This window comes from Paracoccus yibinensis (assembly GCF_030846195.1).
Lineage (GTDB): Bacteria > Pseudomonadota > Alphaproteobacteria > Rhodobacterales > Rhodobacteraceae > Paracoccus > Paracoccus yibinensis.
Genome location: NZ_JAVCWH010000005.1, coordinates 149,640 through 167,015 on the forward strand (window position 1 = coordinate 149,640; position 17,376 = coordinate 167,015).

The window sequence follows — 17,376 nt, forward strand, 5'->3', positions numbered from 1 at the left end:
ATCATGCGAGGGCGCGCCACACGGTGCGCGGAGGAGCCGAGCTTGCTGGACGTGACGACCATCCGCGCCGAACTGGCGGCGCATTACGACCTGGAACCCTCGGTCGATCTGGCGCGCGAGATGGGCGCGATTCACGCGCGCATGGACCGGGTGATGCCCTTTCCCGACTGGGCGATCGCCGCGCCCTATGTGGCGGCGATCAACCGGCTCAAGGCGGAACGCGGCGCGGTGGTGCTGGCGCACAACTACATGACGCCCGACATTTATCACGGCATCGCCGACGTGGTGGGCGACAGCCTGCAACTGGCCGTCGAGGCGACGCGCGTGGACGCCGATATCATCGTGCAATGCGGCGTGCATTTCATGGCCGAGACCTCGAAGGTCCTGAACCCGGCCAAGACCGTGCTGATGCCGGACATGGAGGCCGGCTGTTCGCTGGCCGAAAGCATCACCGCCGAGGGGATCGGCCGAATGCGGGCAGAATACCCCGGCGCGCCGGTGGTGAGTTACGTCAACACCACGGCGGCGGTGAAGGCCGCGTCCGACATCTGCTGCACATCCTCGAACGCCGCGCAGATCGTGGCGGCGATGCCGGGCGACACGGTGATCATGACGCCCGACAAGTGGCTGGCGCAGAACGTCGCGAAACAGGTTCCGCAGAAGCGGATCGTCTGGTGGGACGGGGCCTGCATCGTCCACGAACGCTTCACGCCCCAGGATCTGCGCGAATTCCGGGGCTGGTATCCGGGGCTGAAGATCATCGCCCATCCCGAATGCCCCCCCGATGTGGTGGCAGAAGCCGACTTTGCCGGATCGACCGCCCATATCATCGACTGGGTGGGAAAGGAACGCCCAAGCCAGGCGATACTGGTCACCGAATGCTCGATGGCGTCGAACATCGCCGACGCCCACCCCGAGGTGGAGTTCCTGGGACCGTGCAACATGTGCCCCCACATGAAGAAGATCACCCTGGAAAAGGTGCTGTGGTCGCTGCACAGCATGACTGGCCAAGTCGAGGTGGACCCGAATGTCGCCGCCCCGGCCCGGCGGGCGGTGCAGCGGATGATCGACCTGTCCCGGTGGCTGGCGGCCTGAGGATGATCCAGACCGACCGCGTGGTGATCGTCGGCGCGGGTCTGGCCGCGCTTTACGCGGCCCTGGTGCTGGCGCCGCGCCCGGTCTTGATGATCTCGCCCGATCCCCTGGGCCAGGGGGCCAGTTCCGCCTGGGCGCAGGGGGGCGTGGCGGCGGCCATGGATCCGGGCGACAGTCCTGCACTGCACAGCGCCGACACGATGCGCGCGGGCGCGGGCATCGTCGATCCCGATGTCGCCCGGTTGGTCACGGACGAGGCGCGGGACCATATCCTGAACCTGACCCAAATGGGCACGCCTTTCGACCGGGATGCATCAGGCGGCTATGTCCTGTCCCGGGAAGCCGCGCACAGCCTGGCCCGCGTGGTCCGCGTCAAGGGCGACCAGGCAGGGGCCTGCATCATGCGCGCCCTGGTCGCCGCCGTGCGGGCGGTGCCTTCGGTCCAGGTGGTGGAAGGCTGGGTGGCGACCGGGCTGCTGCGGGACGGGGACCGTGTGTCGGGCGTCCGGCTGGCGCTGGCGTCGGGTTCGGATTCCATCGCGGTCGCCGCGCCTGCGGTACTGATCGCGGGCGGCGGGTCGGGCGGGCTTTATGCGGTCACGACCAATCCCTCTCGCATCCGGGGCGAAGCCTTGGGCATGGCCGCCCGCGCGGGCGCGGTGATCGCGGATGCCGAATTCGTGCAGTTCCACCCGACCGCCATTGCCTGTGGCGCCGATCCCGCGCCCTTGGCAACCGAGGCGCTGCGGGGCGAGGGCGCGTTTCTGGTCAATGCGGCGGGGGTCCGCTTCATGACGGCGCTGCACCCGGACGGGGAACTGGCGCCGCGCGATGTCGTGGCGCGCGGCGTTTATGCCGAAACCCGGGCGGGCCTCCGCCCTGCTCTGGACTGCCGGGGTCTTGGCGCGCGCATCCATGCGGACTTCCCCGCCGTGGCCGCAGCCTGCGCACAGGCCGGGATCGACCCGGCGCGCCAGCCGATCCCCGTGGCGGCGGCGGCGCATTACCACATGGGCGGAATCGCCACGGACGCCGACGGCCGCAGCAACCTTTCCGGCCTTTGGGCCTGCGGCGAGGCGGCCTCGACAGGATTGCACGGCGCGAACCGGCTGGCCTCGAACGGGCTGCTCGAGGCGCTGGTCTTCGCCCGCCGCGCGGCGCTGTCGATCGGACGCGACGGTCCGCCCGCCGTTCCGGTGGCCTTGCCCTGCCCGGCCGCCGCGCCCTTGCCTGACCCGATCCTGGTCGCGCGCCTGCGCCGGGCCATGACCGCCGGTGCCGGCGTGCTGCGCGACGCGCAGGGCCTGACCGACGCGTTGCGCACCATCGCCGCCATCGAGGCCGCGCAGCCCGACTGTCCCCGGCTTGCGAACATGACTGCCACCGCCACGTTGATCTGCGCCTCGGCCCTTGCCCGCCGCGAAAGCCGGGGGGCGCATTGCCGCACCGACTGTCCCGACCCGCTGCCTGTGGCGCGCCGCAGCCGCATGACCCTGGCGCAGGCCCTGGCCCTGCGTCCTGCCCCCCAGCCGGAGCCTTCATGATCCCGCCATTGCCCGACCTGATCCTGAAACCCCTGGTCCGCGCCGCCCTGATCGAGGATCTGGGCAGCCATGGCGACATCACCACCCGCACGGTGATCGCCCCCGACACCATCACAAGCGCCGCCATCCGCGCGCGTGACGCGGGCACCGTATCGGGAATGCAGCTTGCCGCTCTGGCCTTTCGCCTGATCGACCCAAGCCTGCGGTTCGAGGTTCTGGTTCCTGACGCCGCCCCCTTCGCCCCCGGCGACACCCTGGCCCGGATCACCGGGTGTGCCGCCGCGATCCTGTCGGCCGAACGCGTGGCGCTGAATTTCGCGGGCCGCCTGTCGGGCATCGCCACCCTGACCGCCGCCTTCGTGGCCGAAACGCGGGGAACATCCGCCCGCATCACCTGCACGCGCAAGACCACGCCCGGCCTGCGGCTGGTCGAGAAACAGGCCGTGCTGCATGGCGGAGGCTTCAATCACCGCGTCTCGTTGTCGGACGCGATCCTGATCAAGGACAACCATATCGCGGCGGGCGGCGGCATCCGTGCCGTCCTGCAAGCCGTCAAGGCCCGCGCGTCCCACATGATGCGGGTCGAGATCGAGGTGGACCGGCTGGACCAACTGGCCGAGGTTCTGGAGGAGGGGGGTGCGGATGTCGTGCTGCTGGACAACATGGACAGCGACACCCTGCGCCGGGCGGTCGCCATGGCCAAGGGCCGCGTGGTGCTCGAGGCGTCTGGCAACATGCGCCTGTCCCGCATCGCCGAGGTGGCGGCGACCGGCGTGGACTATATTTCGGTAGGCGCGCTGACCCATTCGGTGCCGGTCCTGGACCTGGGCCTGGATTTCTGACCACCGGGCGCCCAGCCGCTTTATCCGGCAAGCGCAAATAAAAATGCCCGCCGGAAAAACGGCGGGCATACTTGTCACTCTATTGCGGCACGGCAATCTCACTACGCGGCATTAACGACTGTTAACAAAGAAAGGTTCCTGGGCTTTTTCATTTTTTGGCCCGTCGTTCCGCGCGAGCCTTGGTTTTCACGACATGGGCAGGGGCGTCATGGTGCAGTCTGCCGAACTGCCCGGCGATAGAGGCGGCTGGCACGGCTTTTCGGATTGTTCCGCGGCCTTGCAGGCTGCCCAGAACGACAAAGGGATTGCCGGAACCAAATCAGCCTGATGAAGGCAAGCGGCGCCCGGGATACTTGAAGCCGCGCTTTGCCGAAGGCCCGGATGCCGACGGCCTGATGGACGTCGGCATCCGGCAAGACCCGCGGTCAGCCTTGCGACAGGATCGCCTCGACCACGCGGTCGGCGGCTTCCTCGGCTGTCAGGGCGACGGTGTTGACAACCAGTTCGGCCTGTTCGGGCGCCTCATAGGGGCTGTCGATGCCGGTGAAGTTCTTCAGCTGCCCAGACCGCGCCTTCTTGTAAAGCCCCTTCACGTCGCGCGCCTCGGCCACTTCCAGGGGCGTATCGACGTAAACCTCGATGAACTCGCCCGTGGCCATCATGTCGCGGACCATGCGCCGTTCGGCCCGGAAGGGCGAGATGAAGGCGGTCAGCACGATCAGGCCTGCGTCGGTCATCAGCCTGGCCACCTCGCCCACGCGGCGGACGTTTTCCACGCGGTCGGCATCGGTGAAGCCCAGGTCGCGGTTCAGCCCGTGGCGCACATTGTCCCCGTCCAGCAGGAAGGTGTGCTTGCCCATCGCGTGCAGCTTGCGTTCGACGATGTTGGCAATGGTCGATTTGCCCGAACCCGACAGGCCGGTGAACCACACGACGCGCGCGCGCTGGTTCTTCTGCGCGGCATGGGCCTCGCGGTTCACGTCGGTCGCCTGCCAGTGGATGTTCTGCGACCGGCGCAGCGCGAAATGCAGCATCCCGGCGGCGATGGTGGCGTTCGTCATCCGGTCGATCAGGATGAAGCCGCCCAGGTCGGGGTTGTCACCGTAGGCCTCGAACGGGACAGGCCGGTCGGTCGAGATGTTGACCACGCCGATGGCGTTCAGGCCCAGCGTCTTGCTGGCCAGATGCTCCATCGTGTTGACGTTCACCTCGTATTTCGGCTCGGTGATGGTGGCGCTGACAGTCTGGGTGCCGATCTTGAGCAGATAGGGGCGGCCCGGCAGCATTTCCTGTTCCGACATCCAGACCAGCGTCGCCTCGAACTGGTCTGCCACCTCGCAGGGGGCGTCGGCGCGCACGATCACGTCGCCGCGCGAACAGTCGATCTCATCGGCGAAGGTCAGGGTGACGGACTGGCCCGCGACGGCCTGGGTCAGGTCGCCGTCGAAGGTCACGATGGACTTGACGGTCGTGGTCTTGCCCGAGGGCAGCACGCGGATCGCGTCGCCCGGATGGACGGCGCCCGCGCTGATCTGGCCCGCGAAGCCACGGAAATCCAGGTGCGGGCGGTTCACCCATTGCACCGCCATGCGGAAGGGCGCGTCCTGCATCCGCGTGTCGCTGACCGGCGCGTCTTCCAGGTGGCCCAGCAGGGTCGGACCCTGATACCAGGGCATTTCCGGGCTTTTCGTGACGATGTTGTCGCCCTTCAGCCCGGAAATCGGGATCGGCAGGAAGCTGTCCATCCCGATCTGCTTGGCGAAATGCGAATAATCGGCGACGATCTCGTAGAACCGCTCGGCCGAGTAATCGACCAGGTCCATCTTGTTGACCGCCAGCACCACGTTGCGGATCCCCAGCAGGTTCACCAGATAGCTGTGGCGCCGCGTCTGGGTCAGCACGCCCTGGCGCGCATCGATCAGGATCACAGCCAGATCGGCAGTGGATGCGCCCGTGACCATGTTGCGGGTGTATTGCTCATGCCCCGGCGTGTCGGCCACGATGAACTTGCGCTTGTCGGTCGCGAAAAAGCGATAGGCCACGTCGATGGTGATGCCCTGTTCGCGTTCGGCGGCCAGGCCATCGACCAGCAGGGCGAAGTCGATCTCGCCGCCCTGGGTGCCCGACACCTTGCTGTCGGCCTCCAGGCTGGCCAGCTGATCCTCGAAGATCATCTTGCTGTCGTAAAGCAGGCGGCCGATCAGCGTGGACTTGCCGTCATCGACCGATCCGCAGGTGATGAAGCGCAGCATGGTCTTGTGCTGGTGCTTCAGCAGATAGGCGTCGATGTCCTGGGCGATCAGCGCATCGGTGACATAGACGGGATCCTGGGCGTGCGCGGTCATCAGAAATACCCCTCTTGCTTCTTCTTCTCCATGGAGGCGGCCTGATCCTTGTCGATGGCGCGGCCCTGGCGTTCGGACGTGGTGGTCAGCAGCATTTCCTGGATCACCTCGGGCAGGGTGCGGGCGTTCGATTCCACGGCGCCCGTTAGGGGATAGCATCCCAGCGTGCGGAAACGGACCGACCGCATCTGCGGAACCTCGCCGTCCTGCAACGGAAAGCGGTGGTCATCGACCATGATCAGCAACCCGTCGCGTTCGACCACGGGGCGTGGTTCGCTGAAATACAGCGGCACGATCTCAATCCCTTCCAGGTGGATGTACTGCCAGATGTCAAGCTCGGTCCAGTTCGACAGCGGGAAGACCCGGATCGATTCATCCTTGGCCTTGCGGGTGTTATACAGCTTCCACAACTCGGGCCGCTGGTTCTTCGGATCCCAGCGGTGGTTGGCCGAGCGGAACGAGAAGATGCGCTCCTTGGCACGCGACTTTTCCTCGTCGCGGCGCGCGCCGCCAAAAGCCACGTCGAAGTTGTACTTGGTCAGGGCCTGCTTCAGCCCCTCGGTCTTCCACATGTCGGTGTGCAGGGGACCGTGGTCGAAGGGGTTGATGCCCTGCGCCTTCGCCTCGGGGTTCTGGTGGACGATCAGGTCCATGCCCGCCTCCTTGGCGGCCCGGTCGCGCAATTCGTACATCGCCTGGAATTTCCAGGTCGTGTCCACATGCAGCAGCGGGAAGGGCGGCGGCGCGGGATAGAAGGCCTTGCGGGCCAGATGCAGCATGCAGGCGGAATCCTTGCCCACCGAATACAACATCACCGGATTCTCGGCATTGGCCACGACCTCTCGCAGGATGTGGATGCTTTCGGCTTCCAGCCGCTGCAAATGCGTCAGGGTCGCCGGGTTCATCGTGGTTTCGGCAAGGCTGTTCATGGGCATCGACTCTCGTTTCGTGATGCGGGCATCGTCGGTCGGGACGGCCCGCTATCCTTCAGCATCGGGCAAGTTGCAAGTTTGGAATACAGAAAAACCCAAGTTTCCTACAGTCCCGGTTCGTGCCGGAACACTATTCCGCCCCTGTCGCCAAAGCCAGACCATCGACCACGGCGGTGAATGCCTCGGATCGGTGCAGACATGCGCCGGGCATCATTCGCGCTGTCAGATTCGTGACCAGGTTCATCAGGCTTGACCCGCCCACCAGGACGATGTCGCCGATATCGCTGGCAAGGACACCTGCCCTTGCCAGCGTTTCGGTAACCGCCTGTTCCATTTCCGCACGATGGCCCTGCAAGGCCCGGTCAAGCGAGTCGCGGCAGATCGGCGCGGCCAGGCGCGGCTGGATGAAACCCATGCCGATCCGCGTGTCGTCCCCCCGGTTGGCGGCGATCTTGCCGCGTTCCACGGCAAAGGCCAGGTCGTGGCCCAATTCGTCGGTCAGCACCGTGACCAGCCTGTCCAGCCGTTCCGGTTCCACCGCAAGCCGTGCCATCCGTGCGGCCTGCCTGCGGTTTTCGGGCGTATAGACAAAGGGAATATGCGCCCAGGCCGCCAGATCGACATAGATCGCGTTGGGCACAGGCAGAAGGCCCGGACCCATGTCGCGGCGTAGTTGCGACCCATAGCCCAGCAGCGGCATCGCATGGGTCAGCGAGACCGCCCCGTCGAAATCCGTCCCACCCAGCCGGATGCCATGGCTGCCAAGGATCCTTACCCCGTCTTCTTCGGTCCGATAGACCGAGAAATCCGAGGTGCCGCCGCCGATGTCCACGATCAGCCCGGTCCGGTCCCTGGCGCCCATGCCGTGGCAGGCCAGGGCCGCGGCCTCGGGTTCGGGCATGAAGCGGATGTGATCGAAACCCGCCGCGCGATAACAGTCGCGAAGATCGGCCTCGGCCTGGGCGTCGCGGTCGGGGTCGGCGTGGAAGCGCACCGGGCGGCCCGACAGGACGCGGGTCTGCGGCTGGCCGGTCACGGCCTCGGCCCGTTGGCGCAGTTCGGTCAGGAAGGCCGCAATCACATCCGCAAGCGTCCGGCGGCGGCCGGCGATCAGCCGCGATTCCCCCAGCAGCGGCGTGCCCAGCACGCTTTTCAGCGCGCGCATGTAGCGTCCGTCCTGCCCGCCGGTCAGCGCCCGCTGCGCGGCATCGCCGATCCGCATCGCGCCGCCGCCCGCCGGAAAGAAGACCGCCGTGGGCAGCGTGTCCGACCCCGCCTCGGCCGGCAGGCGGCGCACCGCGCCGCGATCCAGGATCGCCACCGCCGTGTTCGAGGTTCCGAAGTCGATCGCAAGGGTCATGGCCAGCCTGGATTGAAAGGGCCTTGATTGAAAGGGCAGGGGGCTATCCCAAAGCGCCGGCCGCGGCAAGCCGGGCCGCGAATCCCGAAAGACGGGTTGACGCCACGATCAACAATGCAACAGTCATGGGGCAAGGCGGCAATCCCCGGAAGGCAGGCGCGACGGCATGATCGACCCACAGCAGGCAACGCCACGGCCCCAGGCGCCGGTGCCCGAGGATCCGGCCACGCTGCCCTTTCCGCTGATCAGCGACATATCCGCCGCGCGCTGGCTTCTGGTCTTCATCATCGCGGCGGCGGCCTATTTCTTTCACGGCTTCCTGGTGCCGGTGCTGGCCGCCACCATCATAACCTTTGCAAGCTGGTCCCTGTCGCGCAGCGTCCAGCGTGGGTTGGGGATCGACCGGACCACCACGGCCGCGCTGTTCGTGCTGGTGATCGTGCTGTTTCTGGTCGTGCCGATCACGATGGCGCTGCTTTACGCGTTCCGCGAATTGCAGCAGTGGATCTATTGGGTCTTCGAGGTCAACGCCAATGGCGCGCCCGCGCCGCTGTGGATGGTGGACCTGCCGCGGATCGGCGACTGGATCGACGAACAATGGTCGCGCCATATCGGCCGGCCGGGCGCCATCGCCGAACTGGTGCAGCTGACCAGCGGCGAAACCATCGCCTCGATCTATCGCAGCATCCTGGCCGCCGGGAACGTGGCCTTCCACCTGGCCCTGAACCTGCTGTTCATGCTGATCGCCCTGTTCATCTTCTATCGCGACGGCGACAAGATCGCGGGCCAGATCGACGTCATCGGCGCGCGCATCCTGCCCCGACGCTGGGAACGGCTGTCGCGCGTGGTGCCGCTGACGATCAGCGCCACCGTCACCGGCATGACCCTGATCGCCATGGGCGAGGGGGTGGTCCTGGGCATCGCCTACTGGATCGCGGGCGTGCCGTCCCCGGTGACGCTGGGCGTGATCACGGGGTTCATGGCGCTGATCCCCGGCGGCGCGCCCTTGTGCTTCACGCTGGTGTCGATCTATCTGGTGGCCAGCGGATCGGCCCTGGCGGGGGTGCTGCTGTTCGTCTGGGGGTCGGTGGAACTGTTCATCGTGGACAAGACCATCCGCCCCGTGCTGGTGGGCGGGCCGGTCAAGATGCCGTTCCTGCCGACGTTCTTCGGCCTGGTGGGGGGCGTGAAGACGATGGGCATCGTCGGCCTGTTCGTGGGCCCGGTGCTGATGGCCCTGCTGGTCGCGATCTGGCGCGAATGGCTGCGGGAAATCAGGACCCATCCGCAAAGGTCTTGATCGGCGGCGTCGCCTGAATATTATTCCGCGCCATGGCGTGTGCTGCGTGCGCCCAGGGAGGACCCTGAATACGGAGACTGGTCGCAACCGTTTCTGAGAAAGAGGGCTTTCATGGCAGGGCGTATTCAAAACACCATCCGCAAGTTTCTGGACAACGGGTCGTCGGGGGGGCTGCTTCTGATGGCTTCGGCCGCCCTGGCGCTTGTTGTCGCCAACTCTCCGCTGTCGGAGACCTATTTCCACACGCTTCACGCCTATGTCGGGCCGCTGTCTGTCGCCCACTGGATCAATGACGCGCTGATGGCGGTGTTCTTCCTGATGGTCGGGCTTGAGATCAAGCGGGAAATGGTGGACGGCCACCTGTCGTCCTGGCCGCGCCGGATCCTGCCGGGGGTCGCGGCGGCAGCAGGAATGGCCGTCCCCGCGCTGATCTATCTGTTCTTCACGGCAGGCACGGGAGCCACGCATGGTTGGGCCATTCCATCGGCGACCGACATTGCCTTCGCGCTGGGGGTGCTGTCGCTGCTGGGGCCGCGCGTGCCCACATCGCTCAAGGTGTTTCTGGCGGCCTTGGCGATCCTTGATGACCTGGGCGCGGTGATCGTGATCGGGCTGTTCTATACCGCCGACGTGTCGCCGATGTATCTGGGCCTTTCGGCAGTCGTGGTTGCGGCGCTGGCGGGATTGAACCTGTCCGGGGTCATGCGGCTGTCGCCCTATCTGGTGCTGGGCGTGGTCCTGTGGTTCTTCGTGCTGCAATCGGGCATCCACGCCACCATCGCGGGCGTGATGCTGGCGCTGACCATTCCGCTGAAGCGCACCCCCGCCACGCCCGAGGCGCGTGGGGCCGAAAGCCCGTTGCATCGTCTGGAACATGCGTTGATCGTGCCGGTGTCGTTCATCATCATCCCGATCTTCGGATTTGCCAATGCGGGCGTCAGCTTTGCCGGGCTGGGCATGGATGCGCTTCTGGCGCCCGTGACCCTGGGCGTTGCCGTCGGTCTGTCCCTTGGCAAGCTGGTCGGGATCTTCGGGGCCGTGGCGATCCTGGTCAAGCTGGACTGGGCCGACCTGCCGGTGGGCGCAAGCTGGATGCAGATGCTGGGCACGACGCTGCTGTGCGGGATCGGCTTCACCATGAGCCTGTTCATCTCGCTTCTGGCCTTCAACGAACCCTTGTTGCAGGACGAAGCCAAGATCGGCATCCTGATGGGATCGCTGGTGGCCGGCATCACGGGCTATCTGATCCTGCGCTTCGCCAAGCGCGAGGAACCGCGCCGGATGGCCGCGACCGGATGATCGGCCGGGCCGTTCACACCGGCCAGACCGCCAGGATCAGGGGCACCCCGGTCAGCACGACCAGGATCGACAGGGGAAGCCCCAGCCGGGGATAGTCGCTGAAGCGATATCCCCCCGGTCCCATCACCAGCGTGTTGCACTGATGCCCGATGGGCGTCAGGAAATCGCAGCCTGCGCCGACCGCAACGGCCATCAGGAACGCCTCGGGGGCATATTCCAGGGTATTCGCGAAGGTCACGGCGATGGGCGCCATCACCAGCACGGTCGCGGCATTGTTCAGGAACGGCGTCACCGCCATCGCCACGACCATGATCAGCGCGACCGCCCCCCAGACCGGCAGCCCGGTCGCCACGTCCGACAGCCAGGCGCCGATCAGATCGGTGCCGCCGGTCGTCTGCAGGGCGCTGCTGACGGGGATCAGCGCCCCCAGCATGATCAGCAGCGGCCATTCCACTGCCTCATAGGCGCCTTCCGGGCTGATCGCCCCGGTCACGATCATCAGCACCGCCGCGCCGAAAAAGGCGATGGCGACGGGCAGGATCCCGGCGGCGGTCAGGCCCATCGCAGCCCCCAGGATCAGGATCGGCATCAGTTCCTTGCGGACGCTGCCGATGCGCAGGCTTCGTTCCGCCAGGGGAAGCAGGCCCAGGCTGCGGATGCGTTCGGGCAGCAGTTCGACCGGCCCCTGCAACAGCAGCACGTCGCCTGCCTGAAGGCGGGTCTTCGACAGGCGTTCGGTCATGCGGTGACCCGAGCGCGACACGGCTAGCAGACTGATCCCCTGTTCGTCGAACAGCCGGATGCTGCCCACGCTTTTCCCCACCAGGCTGGAGGTCACGGCCGTCACCGCCTCGATCACGCCGATCTTGCCGGCGGGCAGTTCCAGCCGGGACGCCGTGTCATGGCGGGTCAGGGCCAGCCCGCCCTGGGCCACCGCGCGTTCCAACCCGTCCGGCTCGCCCCTGAGCAGCAGGATGTCGCCTTCCTCGATCACGGTGTCGAACAGCACCACCTTGCGCCGTTCGCCGCCCCGGATCAGGCCGGTCACGGTGATTTCCCCATCCGCCATGCCGATCAGCGCGCCGATGGTGCGGCCCGCCGCGGGGGATTTCTCGGGCACCGCCGCCTCGGTGTTGTAGTCGCTGATCTTGACCGCCTCGCCCAGGGATGCGGTGGCCCGGCGGTCCGACGGCAGCAGCCGCCAGGCCAGCATCAGGAAGGCCACCCCCACGGCGGACAGGCCCAGGCCCACGGGGGCGAAATCGAACATGCGGAACGGCTGGCCGGTCATTTCCTCGCGCACGCCCGACACGATGATGTTGGGCGAGGTGCCGACCAGCGTGATCAGCCCGCCCAGCAGCGATCCGAAGGACATCGGCATCAGGTAAAGTGACGGAGACTGCCCGGATTTCTTGGCCATCTTCAGCGCGGCGGGCATCATCATGGCCAGCGCCCCGATGTTCTTGACCAGCGACGACAGCAGCGTCACCGTGCCCACCAGCACCAGAAGCTGCGTCCCCATGGTCGTGAACTTGCGGACCAGCCACCGCAGCACGGCCTCGATGATGCCTGACCGCGACACGGCGGCGCTGACGACCAGGGCGCTGCCCACGATGATGACGATGTCGTCGGAAAAGCCGGTAAAGGCGTCGTCGGGCGCGACCGTTCCCGCCAGAAGCGATGCCAGCAGCGCCAGCATCGCCACCACGTCGTATCGGAGCCTGCCCCAGATGAACAACACCATCATCACGCCCACGATGGCAAAGGCAAGCATCTGCTGTATTGTCATGATTGATCCCGTCCGGCGCGCCCTGAGGGACGGCAGTTCCAGAACCGCCGCGCGGGGGGTTTGGTTGCCACGAAACACGTGGCTTGCAGCAAGATTTCCGTCAGCGGGATTTTCCGCCGGATGAAGGCGCCGCCCCAAGGCGGGCGGCGCATCCGGGTTCAGGCCACCAGCGGCTTGCCGTTCTGGTGGTGACGCACCGCCAGCTTGCGGCCCATGCGGCCCGAGGTCAGCAACCGGGCGGCAGGGCGCTCGGCGCCCTCGCGCAGTTCGGGAAAGATCGCGAAGATTTCCTCGCGCGCGGCGGGACCCACGGACTTCATGGCCTCGGCGCCGGGGTGCAGCGATTCCGTTTCCGCGCCGTTCGAGACGACGATCTGGTGGTCGTCGAACAGGAAATGGACATAGGTGACACCGTCCAGATCCTGTGCCAGGTCAATGCCGTCGATCTGGCACAGCTGCTTGGCCGCAACCAGCACCTCCTCGGCGCCGAACATCTTCTGCGCGATGCGCGACCGCACCAGGACGCGGTGCTGGGGCGAGACGACCAGATCCGCCCGGGGCAGGTCTGCGCCAAGCGCGCCCCTGGCGATGCGGACCGGGCGCAGATGCGGGGCCGCGTCCAGGTCGGCCGCATCCAGGCGGCGCTTGCCGATCCAGCGCACCGGCTGCGGCCCGTGGTCGCGCGTCAGAACCATATTGCCGATCCGCAGATCGCCGGCCGCGACCGGTCCATGCACCGTGTCGATCAGCACATCGGCCGCGAAGCAGATCACGTTGACCGTATCGCGGGTCAGGGCGCTGCCCCCCACGGCAGTGCCGCCGTTCTGGAGGCGAAGCGAAAAGTTCGCCCTGAAGCCGTTTGCGGTGGTGATGTCGTTCAACACACCGTCGGCCTGGTCGGCGCGCATCCAGCCCAGCGCAGTGGCATAGGGTTTCTGGCCCGCCGCGATCCTTGCCGCGTTGATCGTCGCCAGATTCGCATCGTTGTAGTAGCCCGACAGATCGACGAAATCGTTGTTGGCGGCATTTCCGTCATTGGCGTTGCCGCCCGCGGCAGTGCCGAAATCCGCGATCAGATCGCCGTTTCCGGCGATGAATCGGTCGAACCCCTCGCCGCCGGTCAGGGTATCGGCCTGGTTGTCGTCGGTGAAGGCGGCGCCGGACAGCGTGCCGCCCCCGATCACGTCATTGCCGGCACCCCCGTTGACCGTGTCGGTGCCCGCGCCGCCGGCCAGAAGGTCGGCACCGAAACCGCCCAGGACGGAATCATTGCCCAGGCCGCCGTCGATGGTATCGGCACCCCCCAGTGTATCCGTTCCCAGGGTGTCGTCGCCGTAAAGGACGTCGTTGCCGGCGTCGCCCAGGATCGAATCGGCGCCAGCTCCACCAAGGACGGTGTCGTTGCCGACGCCCGCGCGCACGACATCGTCGCCCGCGCCCCCGTCGATGGTGTCGGCGCCGCCCAGCGTATCCGTGCCCAGTGTGTCATCGCCGAACAGACGATCGTTGCCGTCGCCGCCCGACAGGGTGTCGGCCCCTGCGCCGCCGACCAGGCTGTCGGCATCGGCCCCGCCCAGCAGGACATCGGTTCCGGCGTCGCCCAGCAGGGTGTCAAGCCCTACCCCGCCGTCCAGCGTGTCGTTGCCGTCGCCGCCTTCCAGGCTGTCGTTGCCCGCCTCGCCCAGGATGGAATCGTTGCCCAGGCCCGACCGGACCGTGTCGTTGCCGGCCCCGGCGCGCACGATGTCGTTCAAGCCATCGGCACCGTCTATCACATCCGAGCCGTTGGCCACGGGTTCGACATAGGCGGCATTGATCAGGTCGTTGCCCGTCGTGCCCTCGACCACGCCGTTGTCAAAGCCGATCACCGTGCGGTCGGCCTGGAAATTCACATCCTCGAAATCGGTCGCCCCGCTCAGCCGGACGGTGGCGATCGGCTTGGCGGTCAGGGCCGGGTTGACGGTTGATCTGGGCGGGGCAAGGAACAGGTGTCCCCCGGTCGATTGCGCCACCGTCGCCGATGTGGTGGCGGTCGTGCCGTCGGCATAGGTGATCAGGACCGTATAGACCGCGCTTGCGTCATGGGTCAGGGTCTGGACGCCATTGCCGATATCCGTGCTGTATCGGTCGTTGATCACAAGGTTGTTGGTATCCAGCGCACCCGCGACGCCGCCCCGGTCGATGGTGGTGACCGAGGCCACCTTCTGGTAAAGCGGCGCACTGTTGCTGCCCCAGGTGGTGTTGTTCAGCAGCGACGCGCGTTCGGCATCCGAATTGCCTTCCTGATCGTCGATGAAGGTCGCGCTCTGGCCGAGGTAGATCCAGTTGAATGTGGTGGGCATCGAGGGGTCCTTTGTTCCCGAATGACAGACGCCTGAATGGTCGTGGCCGACATCTATCACGGGAAAAGGGCCGGTAGAAACGTCATCCTGCAGCGCGATGCAGATCTATCGGTCATATGGCATTCCGGTCATAATGTCTTGAGCGCGTGTGCCGGGCCGTCTGCGGTCTTGCCGTCCCTGCCACAGACCTTACCATGCGCGCCGCAAACGACCCGGCCGGGGGCCGCCCCACGGCCAAGGCGGCACGTCAAGGAGAGACGAGATGGATGACAAGACCCCAAGCGCGGGCGCGCTTTGCCCCATACAGGCGAGCGGCAACCGCAACACGCGCGCCAAGGCGCGGTCGAACCGCGAATGGTGGCCGGAACAGCTTAACCTGAAGATTCTGCACCAGAACAACGAACAGGCGAACCCGCTGGGCGCGGATTTCAACTATGCTGAGGCGTTCCGCAAGCTGGACCTGGACGCCGTCAAGGCCGACCTGCGCGCGCTGATGACCGACAGCCAGGACTGGTGGCCCGCCGACTGGGGGCATTACGGCCCGCTGTTCGTGCGCATGGCCTGGCACAGCGCCGGCACCTATCGCACCGCGGACGGACGCGGCGGCGCGCGGTCGGGGGCGCAGCGGTTTGCGCCGCTGAATTCCTGGCCAGACAACGTGAACCTGGACAAGGCCCGGCGTCTTCTGTGGCCGATCAAGAAGAAATACGGCAACGCCCTGTCCTGGGCCGATCTGCTGATCCTGACCGGCAACGTCGCGCTGGAATCGATGGGTTTCAAGCCCTTCGGCTTCGGCGGCGGGCGCCCCGATGTCTGGGAACCGGCCGAGGACATCTATTGGGGATCGGAAACGGAGTGGCTGGCGACCTCGGACAAGCCGAACAGCCGCTATTCGGGTGACCGCGAACTTGCAAGCCCGCTGGCCGCCGTGCAGATGGGCCTGATCTACGTGAACCCCGAAGGCCCGGACGGCAAGCCCGACCCGATCGCCGCCGCGCGCGACATCCGCGAAACCTTCAAGCGCATGGCCATGAACGACGAGGAAACCGTGGCCCTGATCGCGGGCGGCCACACCTTCGGCAAGACCCATGGCGCGGGCGAGGCATCCCATGTCGATGTGGATCCCGAAGGGTCCGCCATCGAATTGCAGGGCCTCGGCTGGACCAGCAAGTTCGGCAAGGGCCATGGCGCGGATACCATCTCGTCCGGGCTGGAGGTCGTCTGGACCCAGACCCCGACGCAATGGAGCATGGGGTTCTTCAAGAACCTGTTCGAATACGAATGGGAACTGACCAAGTCGCCCGCAGGCGCCTGGCAGTGGAAGCCCAAGGACGGCGCGGGTGAGGGCACGGTGCCCGACGCGCATGACCCGTCGAAGAAGATCGCCCCTGCGATGCTGACCACCGACCTGTCGCTGCGCGAGGATCCGATCTATCGCGAGATCTCGCTGCGCTTCCTGAACAACCCCGACCAGTTCGCCGACGCCTTTGCCCGCGCCTGGTTCAAGCTGACCCATCGCGACATGGGACCGAAGGTGCTGTACGAAGGCCCCGAGGTGCCGTCGGAAGACCTGATCTGGCAGGATCCGATCCCCGCGCCGCATCATCCGCTGATCGATGCCGCCGACGTGGCGGCGCTGAAGGAACAGGTGCTGGCCTCCGGCCTGACCGGGCCGGAACTGGTGGCGACGGCCTGGGCCTCGGCCTCGACCTTCCGCGGTTCGGACTATCGCGGCGGCGCCAATGGCGCGCGGATCCGCCTGGCACCCCAGAAGGACTGGGAGGCGAACCAGCCCGAGCAACTGGCCCGCGTCCTGTCGGTGCTGGAAGGCATCAAGGCCGATTTCGACGCCAAGGGCGCGAAGAAGGTGTCGCTGGCCGACCTGATCGTGCTGGGCGGCGATGCGGCGGTCGAAGCGGCGGCCCGGGCCGCGGGCTTTGATCTGCGGCTCGACTTCATCCCGGGCCGGGGCGACGCCACGCAGGACCAGACCGACGTGGAAAGCTTCGACTGGATGGAGCCTTTGGCCGATGGTTTCCGCAACTATCAGCGCCAGAAGTTCAACGTCCCGGCCGAGGAACTGCTGATCGACCGCGCCCAGCTTCTGACCCTGACCGCGCCCGAAATGACGGTGCTGGTCGGCGGCTTGCGCGCGCTGGATGCCAACTGGGACCATACCGACCACGGCGTGCTGACGGACCGTCCGGGGCAGCTGACGAATGACTTCTTCGTCAACCTCTTGTCGATGGACACGGTCTGGAAGGCGCAGAACGACGACCAGATGGTCTTCGACGGCACCGACCGCAGGACAGGCGCGCATCGCTGGACGGCGACGCGGGTGGACCTGATCTTCGGCTCGAACTCGCAACTGCGCGCCATCGCCGAGGTTTATGCCCAGGACGACTGCCAGCAGAAGTTCGTCCGCGACTTCGGCAAGGCCTGGTCCAAGGTGATGAACGCCGACCGCTTCGACGCGCGGCGGCAACTCGATCCGCAGTAATCGAATTGGAAAGCCGGGCGTGACAGCC

General features: G+C 66.6%; 11 protein-coding genes. 6 read left to right on the top strand and 5 right to left on the bottom strand.

Annotated features, from left to right (window positions below):
• The first annotated feature begins 42 nt into the window (after positions 1-42).
• Genes nadA through nadC form a run of 3 tightly spaced genes read left to right on the top strand, consistent with a single transcriptional unit; the run spans position 43 to position 3,481 of the window.
• Positions 43-1,095: a quinolinate synthase NadA gene (nadA, locus tag RAH32_RS12880; RefSeq protein WP_306608340.1), complete on the top strand. Its 1,053-nt coding sequence runs from the start codon at positions 43-45 to the stop codon at positions 1,093-1,095.
• Between the two features lie 2 nt (positions 1,096-1,097).
• The gene (locus RAH32_RS12885; RefSeq protein ID WP_306608341.1) at positions 1,098-2,639 is read left to right on the top strand and encodes an L-aspartate oxidase; all 1,542 of its coding nucleotides are present in this window, start codon (positions 1,098-1,100) and stop codon (positions 2,637-2,639) included.
• On the top strand, positions 2,636-3,481 hold the full coding sequence (gene nadC, locus RAH32_RS12890; RefSeq protein ID WP_306608342.1) for a carboxylating nicotinate-nucleotide diphosphorylase: 846 nt from the start codon (positions 2,636-2,638) through the stop codon (positions 3,479-3,481). Before RAH32_RS12885 ends, nadC begins: the two co-directional genes overlap by 4 nt.
• A gap of 425 nt (positions 3,482-3,906) precedes the next feature.
• On the opposite strand, the gene cysN is transcribed toward nadC, so the two are convergent.
• The 3 genes from cysN to RAH32_RS12905 all read right to left on the bottom strand — a co-directional run bounded on the left by cysN (position 3,907) and on the right by RAH32_RS12905 (position 8,118).
• The gene (cysN, locus tag RAH32_RS12895) at positions 3,907-5,826 is read right to left on the bottom strand and encodes a sulfate adenylyltransferase subunit CysN (RefSeq protein WP_306608343.1); all 1,920 of its coding nucleotides are present in this window, start codon (positions 5,824-5,826) and stop codon (positions 3,907-3,909) included.
• Positions 5,826-6,761, bottom strand: coding sequence for a sulfate adenylyltransferase subunit CysD (cysD, locus tag RAH32_RS12900; RefSeq protein ID WP_425589727.1), 936 nt, complete (start codon positions 6,759-6,761; stop codon positions 5,826-5,828). The genes cysN and cysD overlap by 1 nt, the downstream gene beginning before the upstream one ends.
• 127 nt (positions 6,762-6,888) lie before the next feature.
• Positions 6,889-8,118 (bottom strand): Hsp70 family protein, encoded by a 1,230-nt coding sequence (locus RAH32_RS12905; RefSeq protein WP_306608344.1) that lies wholly within the window; start codon positions 8,116-8,118, stop codon positions 6,889-6,891.
• 166 nt (positions 8,119-8,284) lie between these two features.
• Here RAH32_RS12905 and RAH32_RS12910 point away from each other — a divergent pair, with 166 nt between their 5' ends.
• Positions 8,285-9,418: an AI-2E family transporter gene (locus RAH32_RS12910; protein ID WP_306608345.1), complete on the top strand. Its 1,134-nt coding sequence runs from the start codon at positions 8,285-8,287 to the stop codon at positions 9,416-9,418.
• A 111-nt stretch (positions 9,419-9,529) separates the two neighbouring features.
• Positions 9,530-10,717 carry a Na+/H+ antiporter NhaA gene (nhaA, locus tag RAH32_RS12915; RefSeq protein WP_306608346.1) on the top strand — a complete coding sequence of 396 codons (1,188 nt, stop codon included), beginning with the start codon at positions 9,530-9,532 and terminating at the stop codon, positions 10,715-10,717.
• 13 nt (positions 10,718-10,730) lie between these two features.
• Here the strand turns inward: nhaA and RAH32_RS12920 are convergent, their stop codons facing one another.
• Both RAH32_RS12920 and RAH32_RS12925 read right to left on the bottom strand, forming a co-directional pair.
• Positions 10,731-12,506, bottom strand: coding sequence for an SLC13 family permease (locus RAH32_RS12920; protein WP_306608347.1), 1,776 nt, complete (start codon positions 12,504-12,506; stop codon positions 10,731-10,733).
• Between the two features lie 158 nt (positions 12,507-12,664).
• Positions 12,665-14,848, bottom strand: coding sequence for a Hint domain-containing protein (locus RAH32_RS12925; RefSeq protein WP_306608348.1), 2,184 nt, complete (start codon positions 14,846-14,848; stop codon positions 12,665-12,667).
• Between the two features lie 262 nt (positions 14,849-15,110).
• Between RAH32_RS12925 and katG the strand changes: the two genes are divergently transcribed.
• On the top strand, positions 15,111-17,348 hold the full coding sequence (katG, locus tag RAH32_RS12930) for a catalase/peroxidase HPI (protein WP_306608349.1): 2,238 nt from the start codon (positions 15,111-15,113) through the stop codon (positions 17,346-17,348).
• Positions 17,349-17,376 lie beyond the last annotated feature (28 nt).